Source organism: Hymenobacter monticola (assembly GCF_022811645.1).
In the GTDB taxonomy this organism is placed as follows: Bacteria; Bacteroidota; Bacteroidia; order Cytophagales; family Hymenobacteraceae; genus Hymenobacter; species Hymenobacter monticola.
The window spans coordinates 4,213,278-4,231,169 of record NZ_CP094534.1; the positions used below are offsets into that span (position 1 = coordinate 4,213,278).

Sequence of the window (17,892 nt, forward strand, 5' to 3'; positions counted from 1 at the left end):
GGCTCCATAGTTGTTTTCTTTGCTGCAATTTCCAGGGCTTACCATGTCGAAATTTCGGTTTTTCAGCTTGCTTGCCGCCCCGCTGCTGGGTTGGGCAGTTTCGGCCTGCCAAACCGCACCCGACGAGCGGGCCGATACCTTGGTCAACCTTGCCACGGTGCAAAGTGGCCCCCGTGTGCAGGCCGATGAGCTGAACGGGGCCATTGAGCGTGCGCCCCAGAACACCGCTTTACTGGCCAAGCGAGCCACTCTGCGCCTGGCCGCCGGTCAGCCCCGCGCCGCCCTCACCGACGTCGAGGCGGCCTTGGCCATTGATGACACCGACGGCAGTCTCTACTTCCTGCAAGCGCGCACGTTTCGGGCGCTGGGCCAGCTCAAGGAAGCGCTGGCCGCCGCGCGCCAAGCAGCCGCACACGGCTTTGGCGGCCCTGAACTGCCCTTGCTGGTGGGGGAAACCCACCTGGCCGCCCGCAATTACCCCGCCGCCCTCGACAACCTCGACCGCACCCTGCGCCTCGACCCCGACCAGCCGGCGGCGCTCTTTTATAAAGGCCTGGCCTATGCCGCCACGGCCGACACCAGCACCGCCGTGCAGTACCTGCAGGATGCCCTGGCCCGCGACCCCCGCGAGCCGGAAATTCTGCACCAGCTGGCCTTCCTGCTCAATGCCTGGCGCATTCCGGCCGATGCGGCCAAATACGCCGCCCAGGGCATGCGTCTCGACACCACCTCGGGCCTGCTGCGCTACGACTACGGCCGCCAGTTGGAGTTGCAGGGCCGTCCGGACAGCGCCCTGTGGTACTACCGGCGCGCCTTGGCCCTCGATACCACCGTGTACCGGGCCGACTACCGCCTGGGCCTCGCCGCGGCCAAGTCCAAACAGCCGAAAGCTGTCATCCAGCACCTTAGCCGCGCCGTCCGGCGCAACCCCCGCCTGCCCGAAGCCCGTGCCCTGCTCGCCGAAGCCCTCGAAGCCCAGAACCGCCTGCCCGAAGCCCTGGCCCAGTACCGCCGGTTGGTGGCCGAAAACCCGGGCAACCAGCACTGGACTTTCAAAGTCTGGAAAACCAATGGCCTCGTGCAAGCTTCGCTGCCCGATAGCTTGCGCACCACGCCGCGCTACTACTATCGTCGCCCGGTCGCACCGGCCCGGCCGCAACCCATTGCGCCGCTGCCATCCCGTGCCCCCGGCGCCGACTAACGCCCCGTGGCATTTTCTGCTCAGCTAATGGGTTAGCCTTGTTGCGCATTTGCTAACTTGCGCCTGCTTTGCCGCTCTGGCAACCTTTTAGTCTCCGTATGCTCAACATCACGCTCCCCGACGGCTCGCTGCGCCAGCTTGCCGACGGCGCCAGCGGCTATGACCTGGCCGCCAGCATTTCCGAAGGCCTCGCCCGCAACGCCTTGGCCGTTTCGGTCAACGGCGAAGTCCGCGACCTCCACCGCCCGCTGCCTGACAACGCGCAGGTCAGCATCCTTACCTGGAACGACGACTCCGGCAAATCCACCTACTGGCACTCCTCGGCCCACCTCATGGCCGAGGCCCTCGAAGCGCTGTACCCCGGCGTGAAGCTGGCCATCGGCCCGGCCATTGAAAACGGCTTCTACTACGACGTCGACCTCGGCGAAGGCCGTAGCATCAGCAGCGAAGACTTCCCCGAAATCGAGAAGAAAATGCTGGAGCTGGCCAAAAACAAAAGCCAGTACATCCGCAAGGAAGTCTCGAAGGCCGACGCCATTGCCTACTTCACCGAAAAGCAGGACCCCTACAAGCTGGAACTGCTCGAGAACCTCGAAGACGGCAACATCACCTTCTACACGCAGGGCGGCTTCACCGACCTCTGCCGCGGCCCGCACATCCCCGACACCGGCACCATCAAGGCCGCCAAGCTGATGAACGTGGCCGGCGCCTACTGGCGCGGCGACGAGAAAAACAAGCAGCTCACGCGCCTCTATGGCATCACCTTCCCCAAAGCCAAGGACCTGGCCGAGTACCTCGAGCGCCTCGAGGAAGCCAAGCGCCGCGACCACCGCAAGCTCGGCAAAGAGCTGAAGCTGTTTGCTTTCTCCGAGAAAGTAGGAGCGGGGCTGCCCCTGTGGCTGCCCAAAGGCACCGCCCTGCGCGAGCGCCTGGAGCAATTCCTGCGCAAGGCCCAGGTGAAAGCCGGCTATTCGCCCGTCGTGACGCCGCACATTGGCTCCAAAGAACTGTACGTGACCAGCGGCCACTACGAGAAGTACGGCGCCGACTCGTTCCAGCCCATTAAGACGCCCAACCCCGGCGAGGAGTTTTTGCTCAAGCCGATGAACTGCCCGCACCACTGCGAAATCTATAAAACCGAGCCCCGCAGCTACCGCGACCTGCCCGTGCGCCTCGCCGAATTCGGCACCGTGTACCGCTACGAGCAGTCCGGCGAGCTACACGGCCTCACCCGCGTGCGCGGCTTCACGCAGGACGACGCCCACATCTTCTGCCGCCCCGACCAGGTGCTAGAGGAATTCACCAGGGTGATTGACATCGTGCTCTACGTGCTCAAGGCCCTGGATTTTCCCGACTTCACCGCCCAGATTTCGCTGCGCGACCCCGAAAACAAAACCAAGTACATCGGCTCCGACGAAAACTGGGAGAAGGCCGAAGCTGCCATCCAGCAAGCCGCTCTCGAAAAAGGTCTCAACACCGTGACGGAGTACGGCGAAGCCGCTTTCTACGGCCCCAAGCTCGATTTCATGGTGCGCGATGCCATTGGCCGCCGCTGGCAGCTGGGCACCATTCAGGTCGACTACAACCTGCCCGAACGGTTCGACCTCGAATACACCGCCGCCGACAACTCCAAACAGCGTCCGGTGATGATTCACCGCGCGCCGTTCGGCTCGCTCGAGCGCTTCGTGGCCGTGCTCATCGAGCACTGCGGCGGCAACTTCCCGCTCTGGCTCACGCCCGAGCAATTCATCGTGCTGCCCATCTCCGACAAGTACAGCGACTACGCCTACCAGGTGAAAGCGCAACTGGAGCAGCACGACCTGCGCGGCACCGTCGACGGGCGCGACGAGCGCATCGGCCGCAAAATCCGCGACGCCGAAATGGGCAAAATCCCTTACCTGCTGGTAGTAGGCGAGAAGGAAGCCCAGGATAATATCATCTCCGTGCGCAAGCACGGCGAGGGCGACCTCGGCTCTATGCCGCTGGAAGCCTTCGTAAAAAGCGTGCAAAGCCAGATGGTAGACGCCATGTAGTCGGCTCGTTGTATCTATATGAAAAAGAGCGTCATGCCGGGCATAGCCAGGGCATGACGCTCTTTTTTCGCGTTATCCCCAATACAATTGGTTTCTGGCTTGCCTTTGCCAATATAAATACCGATATTTGCCCCCTGATTGCCAAGGCCTACCCGGCCAAAAGCTGTCTGAAACTTATTTCCCGCCACTTTTTTAGCAGGAGGACCCCAGCCATAGCAGCCCCGAACCGTCGGTACGTGCCCCGCCAGCAGGTGGAAGAGCCGTTCAAAATCAATCAAAAAATCACCGCTCGCGAAGTGCGCCTGGTGGGTGAAAACGTCGAGCAGGGCATCTACCCCGTCGACCAGGCCCGGCGCATGGCGCAGGAGCAGAACCTCGACCTCGTTGAGATTTCGCCCACGGCCACACCGCCCGTTTGCCGCGTCATCGACTACTCGAAGTTTAAATACGAGCAGAAGAAGAAGACCCGCGAGCTGAAGGCCAAGCAAACCAAGGTCGTTATCAAGGAAATTCGTTTCGGTCCCAACACCGACGAGCACGACTTTGCCTTCAAGGTGAAGCACGCCCAGGAATTCCTGCGCGAAGGCGCCAAAATCAAGAGCTACGTGCACTTTGTGGGCCGCAGCATCGTGTTCAAGGAGCGGGGCGAAATCCTGCTGCTCAAGTTTGCCCAGGCCCTTGAGGACCTCGCCAAAGTAGAGCAGTTGCCCAAGCTTGAAGGCAAGCGCATGTTCCTCTACCTCGCGCCCAAAGCCGCCGCCGTTGCCAAACCTGCGGCCAAGCCCGCGGCTCCTGCTGCGCCCGATAAGGACAAAAAAGCTGCCAAGCCGGCCGACGCCCAAGAAAAGACCTCCGAAACGGCTCCGGCTACCACCGACGCCGCTGAATAGCATTTACCCGGTTGCGGATGGCTTTCCGACCCTTGGTCGGTGAGCAATCAACAATCAACAACCAACCCTCCAACAACCACTACAATGCCGAAAGTAAAGACGAAATCCGGTGCTAAGAAGCGCTTTGCGCTCACCGGAACGGGCAAGGTGAAGCGGAAGCACGCCTTCAAATCGCACATTCTGACCAAAAAGACGACCAAGCAGAAGCGCGGCCTGACCCACACGGGTCTGGTAAGCAGCGCCGACATGGGCCGCGTGCGTCAGATGCTCAATTTCTAGTGGCGAAATGGTGAGTTAGTGAAATAGTGAGTTTTTTGCTCTATCATTTCGCTACCGAGACTCACCAGTTCACCAATTCACAATTTCACCATAAACCAGGCTTCCGGCCGCAACTTTAAGCTTCAGCAGATGCTGGGCGCCGGCTGCCAAAAACTTTCAAGGTTATGCCAAGAAGTGTCAACCACGTGGCTTCGCGCCACCGTCGGAAAAAAGTAATGCGTTTGGCGAAAGGCTACTACGGCCGTCGCAAAAACGTGTGGACCGTAGCGAAAAACGCCGTTGAAAAAGGCCTCGTTTACGCTTACCGGGACCGCAAAGTAAAGAAGCGTGAATTCCGCGCCCTCTGGATTCAGCGTATCAACGCCGGCGCCCGTGAGCACGGTCTGTCGTACTCGCAGTTGATGGGCGGCCTGAAAAAGGCCGGCATCGAGCTCAACCGCAAGGTGCTGGCCGACCTGGCCCTGAACCACCCCGAAGCCTTCAAAGGCATCGTGGAAAAGGCGAAGTAATTGCCCCTGGCTGTTATTGAAGCAAGAAAACGTTGAGCCCAGGGTTCAGCGTTTTCTTGTTTTGGGCCCATACGACCGGTTTAGGCCTCTTTTATCTGCCGGTATAACATTCCCTGGTCGTAAACTAAGGCGAGGATATCGGCAGAGGGGCCTGAAAGCAAAAAAACCGCTTCAGCACTAGGCCAAAACGGTTTTTGAAGTAGCGGGGACGAGAGTTGAACTCGTGACCTCAGGGTTATGAATCCTGTGCTCTAACCAACTGAGCTACCCCGCCGGGTTTTGTGGGTGCAAAGGTAACGCGCCAATCGGCCCCCACGCAAGGTTTGGGGGCAAAAAACTGTATTTCTCTTGCGCTCCGCCGGCCTTGGGCCGGTCGTTCTTCGGGCGCCTTCGTTTTTCATTCTATGGCTTTGCCTGATATTCAGACCAAAACGCGCTTCGTGGTGGAATACCCCATCAACGCTTCGCCCAAAATTCTTTTTCCGTATTTGGCCACCGCTTCGGGCCTTTCGCAGTGGTTTTGCGACGATGTGCGCTACGTGGAGGGACAGCGGCTCAATTTTATCTGGGATAATGACAACCACTACGCCGAGATTTCGGGCCAGCGCCTGAACAAGGCCGTGCGGTTTGTTTTTCTCGACGAGCAGCGCCAGTCGGTGCCCGACGCGAATTTTCTGGAATTTACCCTCGATTCTTCCCAGGTAACGGATGAAGTATACCTACGCGTGATTGAGTACTCGTCGCCCCACGACCCGCGTGAGCAGCACGAAATGTGGGAAGGCCTGGTGGGCAAGCTGCGCGAGCAAGTAGGCGGCTAAGGCCATTGCTGTGTGCTGCTGAGGATTTATTGCCTTGGCGGTACTTTTTTTGCCCCGCCATCGTTTTGCCCGGAGTTGACACCCACTTCTAGGGTCGCTTTCTATGATTAAGAAGCTAGACAAACTTATTCTGAAGGCCTTTGCCGGGCCGTTTCTGCTCACGTTTGCCGTGGTGCAGTTCATTCTGCTCACGCACACGCTGCTGAAATACCTCGATGATATCATCGGCAAGGACCTGGGCACGGGGGTACTGCTGCAGCTGCTGTTTTATTTCAGCGTGCTGATTGTGCCCATTTCGCTGCCGCTGGCCGTGCTGCTGTCGTCGCTGATGACCTACGGCAACCTGGGCGAGCACCACGAACTCACAGCCATTAAGGCTTCGGGCATTGCCCTCACCCGGATTTTGCGCCCTGTGCTGTTGCTGACGGCGGCGCTGGCCGTGGGCGCTTTCTGGTTTAACGAAACCATTGTGCCCCGGGCCAACCTGAAGGCCTACAGCCTGCTGTGGGACGTGCGCCAGCAGAAGCTGGCGCTGGATATCCGGGAGGGCGTTTTCTACAACGGCATCCCCGGCTACACTATCAAAGTAGATAAGAAAACGGGCGAAAACGGCGACCGGCTGCACGGCGTCATGATTTACGACCACACCCAGAAGTCGGGCAATGCCACGGTGATGCTGGCCGACTCGGGGCGCATGTTTACCCGGTTCAATGGGGGCTACTTGGGTTTGGAGCTATTCCACGGCCACAACTATGTGGAGCAGCCCGATGCGCAGGACCGGGCCGGCGCCAGCTTCATCCGCCAGGCGTTTGACCATAATACGGTCACGTTCTCGCTGGCTTCTTTCGGCATGAACCGCACGAAAGAGGAGCTGTTCAAGCAAAACCGGATGATGCTCAACATCCCGCAGCTGCACTACGCCACCGATTCGGTACAGAAAAAGCTGCACCACGAGGAGAAGACGCTGCCGATGCAGATGAACGCCTACTACACCTTCCTGCGCTTCGATACGACCGGCCGGACGGCCAGCCGCAAAGTGGCCGACTGGCAGGTGCCTGCGGCCCGGCTGGCGGCGCCTTCGTCCACCATCATCGAACAAGCGCTGAGCCGCGCCCGCAACCTGAAAACCTACGCCGACTCAACTACCGAGCGCCTCACGGACCTGGCCAAGAATTCGGCGCTGTTTCGCATCGAGGTGTTTCGCAAGTACTCGCAGTCGGTGGCCGTGTTGCTGATGTTTCTGATTGGGGCGCCTTTGGGTTCCATCATTAAGAAAGGCGGCTTGGGCGTGCCCATTCTGATTTCCATTCTGTTCTTCATCGTTTATTATGTGCTGAGCATCATGGGCGAGAAGTACGGCCGCGAGTTTGTGATGCCGGTGGGCATTGGCATGTGGATGTCGAATCTGGTGCTGCTCCCGGCGGGCCTGTTCTTTCTGTATCAGGCTTACAACGACTCCGGCTTGCTGGAACTGGATTTCTGGCGCCGCTTGCCCCAGCGCGTGGGCATCCCGGCCCTGCGCAAAATCACGGAGCCGGAGGAAGAGCTGGTGGCGTAAGAATTTGCCTGAGTTGCGAATTTTCCGATTGCCGCTTTTATCCTGTTTTTAAATTCCGTACCTTTGCGGCACCCCGATGTACGGGGTTATCATTTTCTTTTTCATCTTAATCCAAAGACGGGGTCACACCTATCAGCCGATGAAACTCACCACCGAAGCAAAGCAGGACATTTTCGAAAAGAACAGCCTGCAAAAAGTTAAAACCGATACTGGCTCGGCCGAGGCGCAGATTGCCCTCTTCACGCACCGCATCAACCACCTGACCGAGCACCTCAAGGTGAACAAGAAGGACCACAGCACCCGCCTGGGCCTGCTGAAGCTGGTAGGTAAGCGCCGCAGCATGCTGGATTACCTGCAGCACCGCGAAATCAACCGCTACCGCGCCATCATCAAGGAGCTGGGCATCCGCAAGTAAGTCCAGATTCTGAGAGTAGGGAGCCTTCCAACGAAGGTTCCCTACTCTTTTTTTGTTCGGGTTGGTTTGGCGCCGAGGCCGCTCCCGAAAAACAGGTTTTCTCGGCGCACGCTGTTGTAATGTACTTGAGTAACGGGAGCCGTTGGCGGCCCTCGTTTTTGGCTGCTCGCCCGCTGTCGCTTTTTCAAGCAAACCCCGCTGATGTCCCAACCCCACGCCATTACCAAATCCCTGGCGCTGCCCGACGGCCGCGTCATCTCCATCGAAACCGGCAAACTGGCCAAATTCGCCGACGGCGCCGTTGTGGTGCGCCTCGGCGACACCATGCTGCTCGCCACGGTGGTTTCGGCCCCGAGCCAGCGCGAAGGCGTTGACTTCCTGCCGCTGTCGGTGGACTACCAAGAGAAATTCGGCTCGGCCGGCAAGATTCCCGGCTCGTTTCAGCGCCGCGAAGGCCGCCTGAGCGACTACGAAATCCTGATTTGCCGCCTCGTCGACCGCATTCTGCGGCCGATGTTCCCCAAAGACTACCACTACGAGGTGCAGGTGATGATTAGCCTCATCTCGGCCGACAAAGAAGTGCAGCCCGACGCATTGGCCGCTTTGGCTGCTTCGGCCGCACTGTCGATTTCCGACATTCCGTTTGCTGGCCCGATTTCGGAAGTGCGCGTGGCGCGCATCGACGGCCAGTTTCAGATTAACCCCCGCACCTCCGACCTGGAGCGCGCCGACATGGACCTGATGGTGGGCGCAACTGCCGACTCGGTGGCCATGGTGGAAGGCGCCATGAAGGAAGTGAGCGAAGAAGAGATGGTGGCCGCCATCGCCTTCGGCCACGAAGCCATCAAGGCCCAGTGCCAGCTGCAGAAGGAACTGGCCGAGGCCGTGGGCCGCACGCCAGAGTCGCAGCCCCGCGAGTATCCGAAGTACGAGGAGAACGAGGCGCTGAAAAAACTCATCCACGACGGCGTTTACCAGGGCGCTTACGACGTGGCGCGTTCGGGCAACACCAAGAAGGCCGGCCGCAAGGAAGGCTTCTCGGGCGTGAAAAAGGCGTTCCTAGACAAGCTCATTGCCGAGCAGCCGGAACTGGACATGAAGATGTTCAGCCGCTACTATGGCTCGGCTGAGAAAAAGGCCATTCGCGACATGATGGTGAAGGAGCGGGTGCGCCTTGATGGCCGTCAGCTCACCGAAATCCGCCCCATCTGGTCGGAAATCAACTACCTGCCCGGCGCCCACGGCTCGGCTATTTTCACGCGTGGCGAAACGCAAAGCCTGACCACGGCCACGCTCGGCACCAAGCTCGACGAGCAAATCATCGACCAGCCGCTGACCAAGGGCTTCTCGAAATTCATGCTGCACTACAACTTCCCCGGTTTCTCGACTGGTGAAGTAAAGCCCAACCGCGGCGCCGGCCGCCGCGAAATTGGCCACGGCAACCTGGCTTTGCGCTCGCTGAAGCAGGTGCTGCCTTCTGAAGAAGAAAACCCCTACACCATCCGCATCGTGTCGGACATTCTGGAGTCGAACGGTTCCAGCTCGATGGCCACGGTATGCGCCGGCTCGCTGGCCCTGATGGATGCCGGTGTGAAGATTTCGGCCGCAGTTGCCGGTATTGCCATGGGTCTGGTGCAGGATAAGGAAACCGGTGAGTACGCCGTGCTGAGCGACATTCTCGGCGACGAGGACCACCTCGGCGACATGGACTTCAAAGTGACTGGCACGGAGAAAGGCATTTGCGCCTGCCAGATGGACATCAAAATCCAAGGACTGAGCAATGAGATTCTGACCGCCGCACTGCACCAGGCTCGTGAGGGCCGCCTGCACATCCTGCGCGAGATGGCCAAGACGATTTCGGCCCCGGCGCCGGAGCTGAAGCCTCACACCCCGCGTTCGCACAAGATGCTCATTGATAAAGAATTTATCGGTGCGGTAATCGGGCCGGGCGGCAAGGTGATTCAGCAGATTCAGAAGGACACCAACGCCACGGTGATTATCGAGGAGAAGGACGAGAAGGGCCACGTGAGCATCTACGCCTCCAACCAGGAGGACATGCAGGGCGCCATCGACCGGATTCGCGCCATCGCGGCCCAGCCCGAAGTGGGCGAGGTGTACAAGGGCAAGGTGCGCAGCATTCAGCCCTACGGTGCTTTCGTGGAGATTATGCCAGGCAAAGACGGCCTGCTGCATATCTCCGAAGTGACGCACGAACGGATTCAAACGCTGGAAGGTTTGTTGGAAGTGGGGCAGGACATTGACGTGAAACTGGTGGAAATCGACAAGAAAACCGGTAAGTACCGGCTCTCGCGCAAGGTGCTCCTGCCCAAGCCTGAGGCCGCGGCCGCCAGCAACGGCGAGGCAAAAGCCTAGCAAACCGGCACCGCCTGAGAACTTAAAGCAGAGGGAGCCTGTTGGCTTCCTCTGACTTAGGGACTGGCCGGGCGGCTTTTTCTTACGTATAACCCCATCAGATATCGTTCTTACCTAGTCCCATGAGACAGCTAAAAATTAGTAAGCAGATTACCAACCGCGAAAGCCAGTCGCTGGACAAATACCTCCAGGAGATTGGCAAGGTTGATTTGCTCACGCCCGACGAGGAGGTGACGCTCGCGCAGCGTATTCGCGACGGGGACCAGCAAGCATTAGAGAAATTGACGAAGGCCAACCTGCGCTTCGTGGTGTCGGTAGCTAAACAATATCAGAACCAAGGCCTTAGCCTCGGTGACCTCATCAACGAGGGCAACCTCGGCCTCATCAAAGCCGCCAAGCGCTTCGATGAAACCCGGGGCTTTAAATTCATTTCCTACGCCGTTTGGTGGATTCGCCAGTCCATTCTGCAGGCCCTGGCCGAGCAGAGCCGCATCGTGCGTCTGCCCCTAAATCGTGTGGGTTCGCTGAACAAAATCAGCAAATCCTTCTCGGAACTGGAGCAGAAGTTCGAGCGCGAGCCTTCGCCGGAGGAAATCGCCGAGGTGTTGGAGCTGACTACTTCCGAAGTGGTGGACACGCTGAAAATCTCGGGTCGCCACGTGTCAGTGGATGCGCCGTTTGTGCAGGGCGAGGAAAACCGTTTGCTCGACGTGCTCGAAAACGAGGACGAGGAGTCGCCGGACATGGCCCTGATGAACGACTCGCTCCGCAAGGAGGTGCAGCGCGCCCTGAGCACACTCACCAAGCGCGAGGCTGACGTTATCACGCTGTACTTCGGCCTGAACGGCGAAGCTGCCTTGACGCTGGAGGAAATTGGCGAGAAGTTCAACCTGACCCGTGAGCGGGTGCGTCAGATTAAAGAGAAGGCTATCCGTCGTTTGCGGCACACGTCGCGCTCGAAAGCGCTGAAGCCTTATCTCGGCTAATCAATTAGTTTTGCAGAATGAAAAACCCCGACCGTTAGGTTGGGGTTTTTTGTACGGTTTTGCGCTTGTCGGCGTCTACCGGGTTGTTGCGCGAGGCCGTTTTGCTTCGCGTGCCGGTTGCTCCGTTAGCTACCTTATTCATCGTTCAACGATACGCGAAGCAGAGCTTCGCGCTACAGTACAATGTCTGAACACATCAAATGCCTGATTATCGGCTCCGGCCCGGCCGGTTATACGGCCGCCATCTACGCCGCCCGCGCTAATATGGCGCCTGTTATGTATATGGGCTTGCAGCCCGGCGGGCAGCTTACCATTACCAATGACGTCGAAAACTTCCCCGGCTACCCCGATGGCATCATGGGCCCGGAGATGATGGAGGACCTCAAAAAGCAGGCCACCCGCTTCGGAACCGATATCCGCTACGGCATTGCTACGGCCGTGGACTTCTCGGTGACGCCGCGCCGCGTGACCATTGACGAGACCACAGAACTGACGGCCGATGCCGTGATTATTGCCACGGGTGCTTCGGCCAAGTGGCTGGGGCTGCCTTCGGAAGCCAAGCTGAACGGCTCGGGTGTGTCGGCCTGCGCGGTATGCGATGGGTTCTTCTACCGCGGGCAGGAGGTGGCCATTGTGGGCGCTGGTGATACCGCCGCCGAGGAAGCTACTTACCTGGCCAACCTGGCGAGCAAGGTGACCATGATAGTGCGCAAGAGCGAGATGAAAGCCTCGAAAATCATGCAGAAGCGCGTGCTGGAAAACCCCAAGATTGAGGTGCTGTTCGACACGGTGACCGATGAGATTCTGGGCGAGCACAGCGTGGAAGGCGTGCGGGTGAAAAACGTGCTGACCCACGAGACGCGCGAAATTCCGCTGACGGGCTTCTTCGTAGCCATCGGGCATGAGCCTAACTCCAAGATTTTCCAGCCCTACCTGCACCACGACGAGCAGGGATACCTGAAGACCATCCCCGGCAGCAGCAAGACCAATATCGACGGCGTGTTTGCCTGCGGCGATGTGCAGGACTACACCTACCGGCAGGCCGTGACGGCCGCCGGCTCCGGCTGCATGGCCGCGCTGGATGCCGAACGGTATCTAGCAGCGCTGGGCATACACTAAATTTTGTGTTATCGTGTTAGTTGATGACGTGTTAGAAAGAGCGAGCTTTGCGGTTCGTTTTTTCTAACCGTTTTGTTTTAGACCAAACAGCGCGTTGGTGATGGCTGAGCAGCCTTTGCCAATGGCCTTTTTCTGCTTGCTTTTGACTTTCCTGAAAACAATATATCGGTGCCCGGCGCTGCTGTTGCTGGCGCTTTTGCTGCTGCTAGCCGGCTTGAGCCCGGCGCAGGCCCAGCGCCGCAAGCCGCCGCGCCCCAAGGCCAAAGCCGGCAGCACTTCCGGCAAGTCGGACTTCTTCCGCATCAAGACGCCCAAGATGCGCTACGTGCGCCCGGATACCACCACGGTGATTGAAACCGAGGAAATCCCGGACGAGAATTCAGATGCGGCGAAGTCCATCTATTTCAACCCGGCCAAGAAGCTCAGCATTGTGAGCGAAGACACTACGACGCTGAACGAGGGCGGCCAGGAAATTGTGGAAATGTCGGAGGAGGTGCTCATTGATTCGTCGTGGGTAAAGGTGGCGGGCTACTATTCCATCTGGGACACGCACCGCGTGAACCCCTACCGCGTGGACGGCCGCAGCTACCGCGACTCGCTGAAGCTGCACCTGACCGACCCGCCGCGGCAGCGCTACGCCAAGATGCCCTTGGTAACGACGCCCATCACGTCGGGTTTCGCCTTCCGGGGCTACCGGTGGCACTACGGCATGGACCTGGATTTGGAAACCGGCGACTCGGTGAAAACCGTGTTTGATGGCGTGGTGCGCATTCAGGCCTGGGACGGCGGCGGCTATGGCAACTACATTCTGGTGCGCCACTACAACGGCCTCGAAACCGTGTACGGCCACCTGAGCAAGGCGCTGGTGACGGTGGGCACCTTCGTGAAAGCGGGGCAACTCATCGGCTACGGCGGCAGCACGGGGCGCAGCACGGGCTCGCACCTGCACTTTGAGGTGCGCTACCAGGGCAACCCCATCAATCCGACGCTGATGTACGATTTCCCCGGCTACAAGCTGCGGAAAGACAACTTCACCATCACTTCGGCGCTGTTCAACTACTACAGTCGCGCCCTGGGGCACCGGAGTAGTGGCGGCAGTAGCCACAGCGGCTCGCCCTCGCGGGCCCGGCAAACGGTGACGCACCGGGTACGCTCGGGCGATACCATGTCGGAAGTGGCGGAGCGGTACGGGGTGCGCGTGAGCACCCTGCGCAAGCTGAATCCGGGGGTGAGGACCTTGCAGCCCGGCAAGAAGCTGCGAATTAAATAACGCTTTTTGTCCTTATTAGCCCGTCATGCAGCGCGAAGCATGACGGGCTTTTTTATGCCTACTCAGGCAACCAGTTCCGGAACGGCTTGCTGCTCCTTAAGCTGACGGCCCCAGGCGCCGATGGCTTTCAGGACGGGCAGCAGCGACAACCCAGTTTGGGTGAGGGTGTATTCGACGCGGGAGGGGACCTCGGCGAATACCTCGCGGTGCAGCAGGCCGTCGCGTTCCAACTCGCGGAGCTGCTGGGTGAGCATGGTTTTGCTGATGGTGGGGATGCACCGCAGCAGGCTGCCGAAGCGCTGGGCCCCGAGGTAGATGTGGTACACCACCAACGGCTTCCACTTGCCGCCAATAACTTCCAGGGCCGGCACGATGGGGCAGTAGGTTAAATCGAAGAGGGGCGGGTTCATTTTTTTGGAATTGAAAATCAGCATCGGTGCGGAATCCGGACCTAAGACCGCAAAGCCGAACTACTTGTTTGGGCTGATGGGCGTTGGTTGTTTTGCGCCACACTTAACGAGGTAATTGTCCCATGAAAAAGTACGAATTGTTGCCCGTGACGGGCCCCGACAGCCCCGCCGGCTGGCAGCTGACCGAAGCCGAGCAGCCGCAGCCCGGCCCCGGTCAGGTACTGGTGCGCGTGCGGGCCGTGTCGCTGAATTACCGCGACCTGGGCGTGGCCAAAAGCCCGAACCGCCAGAAAGCCGTGGTGCCCTGCTCCGACGGGGCCGGCGAAGTGGCTGCCGTGGGCGCGGGCGTGACGCGCGTGCAGCCCGGCGACCGGGTGGCCGGCATCTTCTTCCAAACCTGGCTCGACGGCCCCTTGGCGATAGAAGTGCACGCCCACGCCCTGGGCGGCGCCATCGACGGCATGCTGGCTGAGTACGTGGTGCTGAGCGAGCAGGGCCTAGTGAAGCTGCCCGAGTTCCTGACCTATGAGGAAGGGGCCTGCCTGCCCTGCGCGGGCGTCACGGCCTGGAACAGCCTTTTCGAACAAGGGCAGCTCAAGCCCGGCCAAACGGTGGTGCTGCAGGGCACGGGCGGCGTGTCGATTTTGAGCCTGCAACTGGCCAAGGCGGCCGGCGCCCGCGTCATCATCACCTCGTCGTCGGACGACAAGCTGGCCCGGGCGCGTGAGCTGGGCGCTGACGAAACCATCAACTACCGCACCACGCCCGATTGGGAGAAGGAAGTGCAGCGCCTCACCCACGGCCTGGGGGCCGACCACGTGGTGGAAGTGGGCGGTGCCGGCACGCTCGAAAAGTCGTTTGGGGCCACCCGGGCCAGCGGGCACATTGCCTTTGTGGGCGTGCTTACGGGCGTGTCGGCGCCCATAGCCACCGGCCCGCTGCTCACCAAGAGCCTGCGCCTGACCGGCATTTACGTGGGCAGCCGCGCCATGTTTGAGCGCTACCTGCAAGCCCTGACCCTGCACCAGCTGCGTCCGGTTATCGACCGGGTGTTTGACTTTGCCGAGGCCCCGGCCGCCTTCGCACACCTGCAGAGCGGCGCGCACTTTGGCAAAGTGGTGGTGCGCTTGTAAGCCACCCGCGACCGTTCAGTCCTGCATCAGCGCTTTACCGTGTTTCTTTGCTGGCGTTTCTGCGCTACCCTGGGTGGGCATACCGACCCGGGTTGCGCGGGAACGCCAGCACTCATTCGGCGGCAGACCTATTTGCGCCGCACTGTTTTCCTTTCCAAACGCACTACATGAAACTCGATATCCTGGCCCTGGGTGCCCACCCCGACGACGTAGAAATGTCCTGCACCGGCACGCTGCTGGCCGCCATGGCCGTGGGCAAAAAGGTCGGCATTGTCGATTTCACGCGGGGCGAGCTGGGCACACGCGGCACCCCTGAAACCCGGGCCGAAGAGGCCGCAGCTTCCAATAAAATCCTTGGCATTGAGATTCGCGAGAACCTGGGCATGGCCGATGGCTTCTTCCGCAACGACCGGGAGCACCAGCTGCTGCTCATTGCCGCCATCCGCCGCTACCAGCCCGAGGTGGTGCTGGCCAACGCCATCACCGACCGGCACCCCGACCACGGCAAGGCCGCTCAGCTGGCCATCGACGCCTGTTTCCTCAGCGGCCTGCGCATGATTGAAACGCTGGACGAGAACGGCCAGCCGCAGGAAGCCTGGCGGCCCAAAAACGTGTACCACTACATCCAGGACCGTCAGCTGCCGCCCGCTTTTGTGGTCGACATCACGCCGCACTGGGCGAAGAAGTGGGAAGCCATTCAAGCCTTCAAAACCCAGTTCTTCAACCCCGACCTCGACGCCCCGCAAACCTACCTGTCCAGCCAGGCCTTCGGCCGGTTTATGGAGGCGCGGGCGCGGGAGTTCGGCCACATCATCGGCGTCGAGTTTGGTGAGGGCTTCACCGTGGCGCGCCCGGTGGGCGTGCGCGAGGTGGGGGACTTGCTGTAGGAAATAGCGCAATTGCCTGGTTAGCGACTTGGCGGATTCTGCGCCGTCATACCGCCCGTAGCATCCAGGTGGCCTGCACTTTGGGGGGCGGCTCCTGGCGGTTGCGCGCCTCTTCGGGCAATACCGCCAGCAACTGGGGCAGTACCGTCAGGCTCTTGTAATCCGGCACCGCTTCGGCCACCGCCTCGAAGCCCTGCGCTGCGAAGAATGCGCGGGCAGCCTCGTAGCTGTCAAACTTGTTTTCTTCGATGTGGTGCTGCTCGAAAAAGCGGCGCTCGCCGGCACTTTGGGGCAACTCCATCCGCAAGTCGGCCGGCCGTTTCACGTAGATGTCGGCCGTTATCCAGCAGCCACCCCGCTGCTTAAGTATGGCGTGAATGGTCTGGCACAGGCGCGCTTTTTCTTCGAGGGTTAAGTACATCAGCAAGCCCTCATTGACGATGGTGAGGGGGCCAGCTTCGAATTTTTCAACGACGCTGCGAAAGGCCGCCTCGTCCAGGGCGTTCAGGGGCAACAGCTCGAAATGCTGGTTGGGGGCTGGGCCCAACGGTAGCTGCGTCAGCATGTCGCGCTTGGTGGCCACCACTTCCGGTAGGTCGGTGTCGATGTAATGAAGGCTGGGGTCGTTGGCGCAAAGGGCCAGGCCCCGGAACGAGTAGCCGGACGACAGCTCCAGCAGGTTCTTGTTATTGGCCTGCTGCAGCAGCTGGTCGATGCTCTAGTAGCGCAGCTCAAAATGCACCACCCGCATCCAGAACCAGAAGTCTTTCGCTCCAAAATCCAGGTCGAACACTTCGGAGCCCGGCATCAGCGCGGCCGTTTCCTTGGCGTAGGGGATGCCGGTGTAGCCTTTTAGCAGCAGGAGGGACTTGGCCGAAGGGCTGATGCTGCTGTAATCTTTGGGTTGTGGGTTCATAAGGACTGCGATGGGGCGGGGAGGCAGCCTGAAATTACGCATTCGCTACTTTAATAAAAGCGGCCAGGCTTAGCGCCCGGCGTGCTTTTGCATGCAAGCACCGGCACTTGCCGGCGGAATAGGAGCTGTGGCTTGGCGTGGGCAATTACTGGCCATTTGCTGCGTAGTTTGGTGCAGGAAAGCATCGAATACCGACCACAAGGGTATTGTCATGAAGCCGGCCTTTTATCCTCCCCATCTCGCCTTGCAGCCATTCGTGCGCTACTTCATGGTGGTGGATGTGCGGCTCGATGGCCCGGCCTACGGCCGCGTGGCCCCGTTTCCGCCCACGCCCCAGCACTGCCTCAACTTTTACCCCGCCGATGCCACTCGCAGCCGGCAGGGGCAGCAGGCGTTTCGGGAGCTGCCGGCCTGCACCATTGTGGGCCCCCAAACCACCAAAGTCGACCTGGCCCTGGGCGTGCAGCACCGCTTCGTGTCGGTGGCCTTTCAGCCCGGTGGGCTTTTTCGGCTGTTGCGCCTGCCCCTGCACGAGGTGCTCGACACGCCTCTCAACGGCGCCGACGTGCTAGGGCCGGCGCTGCGCGAGGTCAGTGAAAAGCTGCAGGAGGCCACCCAGCTTCTGGTCATGAAAAACATCGTGGAAGCCTACCTGCTGCGCAAAATGAGCCAGGTGCCCGCCAGCCCCTTCGAGCGCGCCATCCGCTTATTGCTCGGCGGCAACGCTGCGCCTACCCTCGACGAAGTGGCGGCGCTGGCCTGCCTCAGCAACCGGCAATTTGAGCGCAAAGCCAAAGACGTGCTGGGGTATTCGCCCAAGTTCTTTGCCCGCTTGGCGCGCTTCTCCCGGGCCTATCGCCTCAAAGTAAATCAGCCGCAGGCCCGCTGGACCACCATCAGCCACCAGTGCGGCTACTACGACCAGATGCACTTAATCCGGGATTTCAAGGAATTCACCGCCACTACTCCCAGGCTGCTGGCCTTGGAAATGCGCGACTCGCCCCTGAAAATTCAGGGCGACTTTCCGCTGTAGCACCCCGTCGCTGGCGGCCGAAAACACGTCGGATTTATACTGTTTCTCGCTTCCCGCGCCCC

General features: G+C 60.2%; 18 protein-coding genes, 1 tRNA gene and 1 pseudogene. 15 read left to right on the forward strand and 5 right to left on the reverse strand.

Annotated features, from left to right (window positions below; genetic code table 11):
- Positions 1-43 precede the first annotated feature (43 nt).
- Positions 44-1,201, forward strand: coding sequence for a tetratricopeptide repeat protein (locus MTP16_RS17465; protein ID WP_243512276.1), 1,158 nt, complete (start codon positions 44-46; stop codon positions 1,199-1,201).
- Between the two features lie 98 nt (positions 1,202-1,299).
- Positions 1,300-3,234, forward strand: a complete 1,935-nt coding sequence (gene thrS / locus MTP16_RS17470; protein WP_243512280.1) for a threonine--tRNA ligase — start codon at positions 1,300-1,302, stop codon at positions 3,232-3,234.
- A 14-nt stretch (positions 3,235-3,248) separates the two neighbouring features.
- On the opposite strand, the gene MTP16_RS17475 is transcribed toward thrS, so the two are convergent.
- Positions 3,249-3,512 (reverse strand): hypothetical protein, encoded by a 264-nt coding sequence (locus MTP16_RS17475; protein ID WP_243520128.1) that lies wholly within the window; start codon positions 3,510-3,512, stop codon positions 3,249-3,251.
- Between MTP16_RS17475 and infC the strand changes: the two are divergent.
- The 3 genes and pseudogenes from infC to rplT all read left to right on the forward strand — a co-directional run.
- Positions 3,447-4,004, forward strand: a pseudogene (infC, locus tag MTP16_RS17480) (translation initiation factor IF-3); the annotation flags it as partial. The gene MTP16_RS17475 and the pseudogene infC sit on opposite strands and share 66 nt — an antisense overlap.
- A 204-nt stretch (positions 4,005-4,208) precedes the next feature.
- Positions 4,209-4,403: a 50S ribosomal protein L35 gene (gene rpmI, locus MTP16_RS17485; RefSeq protein WP_196284689.1), complete on the forward strand. Its 195-nt coding sequence runs from the start codon at positions 4,209-4,211 to the stop codon at positions 4,401-4,403.
- A gap of 164 nt (positions 4,404-4,567) precedes the next feature.
- On the forward strand, positions 4,568-4,912 hold the full coding sequence (gene rplT, locus MTP16_RS17490) for a 50S ribosomal protein L20 (protein ID WP_243512281.1): 345 nt from the start codon (positions 4,568-4,570) through the stop codon (positions 4,910-4,912).
- A 200-nt stretch (positions 4,913-5,112) separates the two neighbouring features.
- On the opposite strand, the gene MTP16_RS17495 is transcribed toward rplT, so the two are convergent.
- Positions 5,113-5,186: transfer RNA gene (locus MTP16_RS17495), tRNA-Met, on the reverse strand.
- A gap of 130 nt (positions 5,187-5,316) precedes the next feature.
- On the opposite strand from MTP16_RS17495, the gene MTP16_RS17500 reads away from it, so the two are divergent.
- The 7 genes from MTP16_RS17500 to MTP16_RS26025 all read left to right on the forward strand — a co-directional run bounded on the left by MTP16_RS17500 (position 5,317) and on the right by MTP16_RS26025 (position 13,451).
- Positions 5,317-5,730 carry an START-like domain-containing protein gene (locus MTP16_RS17500; RefSeq protein WP_243512282.1) on the forward strand — a complete coding sequence of 138 codons (414 nt, stop codon included), beginning with the start codon at positions 5,317-5,319 and terminating at the stop codon, positions 5,728-5,730.
- A 103-nt stretch (positions 5,731-5,833) separates the two neighbouring features.
- Entirely contained in the window at positions 5,834-7,288 is a 1,455-nt protein-coding gene (locus MTP16_RS17505) for an LptF/LptG family permease (protein WP_243512283.1), read from the forward strand.
- Between the two features lie 139 nt (positions 7,289-7,427).
- The gene (rpsO, locus tag MTP16_RS17510) at positions 7,428-7,703 is read left to right on the forward strand and encodes a 30S ribosomal protein S15 (protein WP_243512284.1); all 276 of its coding nucleotides are present in this window, start codon (positions 7,428-7,430) and stop codon (positions 7,701-7,703) included.
- Between the two features lie 201 nt (positions 7,704-7,904).
- Positions 7,905-10,076, forward strand: a complete 2,172-nt coding sequence (gene pnp / locus MTP16_RS17515) for a polyribonucleotide nucleotidyltransferase (protein WP_243512285.1) — start codon at positions 7,905-7,907, stop codon at positions 10,074-10,076.
- A gap of 122 nt (positions 10,077-10,198) precedes the next feature.
- The gene (locus tag MTP16_RS17520) at positions 10,199-11,062 is read left to right on the forward strand and encodes a sigma-70 family RNA polymerase sigma factor (RefSeq protein ID WP_035566352.1); all 864 of its coding nucleotides are present in this window, start codon (positions 10,199-10,201) and stop codon (positions 11,060-11,062) included.
- Between the two features lie 183 nt (positions 11,063-11,245).
- Positions 11,246-12,181: a thioredoxin-disulfide reductase gene (gene trxB, locus MTP16_RS17525; protein WP_243512286.1), complete on the forward strand. Its 936-nt coding sequence runs from the start codon at positions 11,246-11,248 to the stop codon at positions 12,179-12,181.
- 142 nt (positions 12,182-12,323) lie between these two features.
- Positions 12,324-13,451, forward strand: coding sequence for a M23 family metallopeptidase (locus tag MTP16_RS26025; protein WP_317244070.1), 1,128 nt, complete (start codon positions 12,324-12,326; stop codon positions 13,449-13,451).
- 62 nt (positions 13,452-13,513) lie between these two features.
- On the opposite strand, the gene MTP16_RS17535 is transcribed toward MTP16_RS26025, so the two are convergent.
- On the reverse strand, positions 13,514-13,861 hold the full coding sequence (locus tag MTP16_RS17535) for a winged helix-turn-helix transcriptional regulator (RefSeq protein ID WP_243512287.1): 348 nt from the start codon (positions 13,859-13,861) through the stop codon (positions 13,514-13,516).
- Between the two features lie 122 nt (positions 13,862-13,983).
- On the opposite strand from MTP16_RS17535, the gene MTP16_RS17540 reads away from it, so the two are divergent.
- Together MTP16_RS17540 and bshB1 are read left to right on the forward strand one after the other, a co-directional pair.
- Positions 13,984-14,994: a zinc-dependent alcohol dehydrogenase family protein gene (locus tag MTP16_RS17540; protein WP_243512289.1), complete on the forward strand. Its 1,011-nt coding sequence runs from the start codon at positions 13,984-13,986 to the stop codon at positions 14,992-14,994.
- A gap of 167 nt (positions 14,995-15,161) precedes the next feature.
- On the forward strand, positions 15,162-15,881 hold the full coding sequence (gene bshB1 / locus MTP16_RS17545) for a bacillithiol biosynthesis deacetylase BshB1 (RefSeq protein ID WP_243512292.1): 720 nt from the start codon (positions 15,162-15,164) through the stop codon (positions 15,879-15,881).
- Between the two features lie 46 nt (positions 15,882-15,927).
- On the opposite strand, the gene MTP16_RS17550 is transcribed toward bshB1, so the two are convergent.
- Together MTP16_RS17550 and MTP16_RS17555 are read right to left on the reverse strand one after the other, a co-directional pair.
- Complete coding sequence (locus MTP16_RS17550; RefSeq protein WP_317244110.1) at positions 15,928-16,596, reverse strand: class I SAM-dependent methyltransferase; 669 nt, start codon at positions 16,594-16,596, stop codon at positions 15,928-15,930.
- A gap of 3 nt (positions 16,597-16,599) precedes the next feature.
- Complete coding sequence (locus MTP16_RS17555) at positions 16,600-16,797, reverse strand: hypothetical protein (RefSeq protein ID WP_243512294.1); 198 nt, start codon at positions 16,795-16,797, stop codon at positions 16,600-16,602.
- A gap of 211 nt (positions 16,798-17,008) precedes the next feature.
- Here MTP16_RS17555 and MTP16_RS17560 point away from each other — a divergent pair, with 211 nt between their 5' ends.
- A complete protein-coding gene (locus MTP16_RS17560) occupies positions 17,009-17,830 on the forward strand; it encodes a helix-turn-helix domain-containing protein (RefSeq protein ID WP_317244071.1) in 822 nt (273 codons plus the stop codon).
- Positions 17,831-17,892 lie beyond the last annotated feature (62 nt).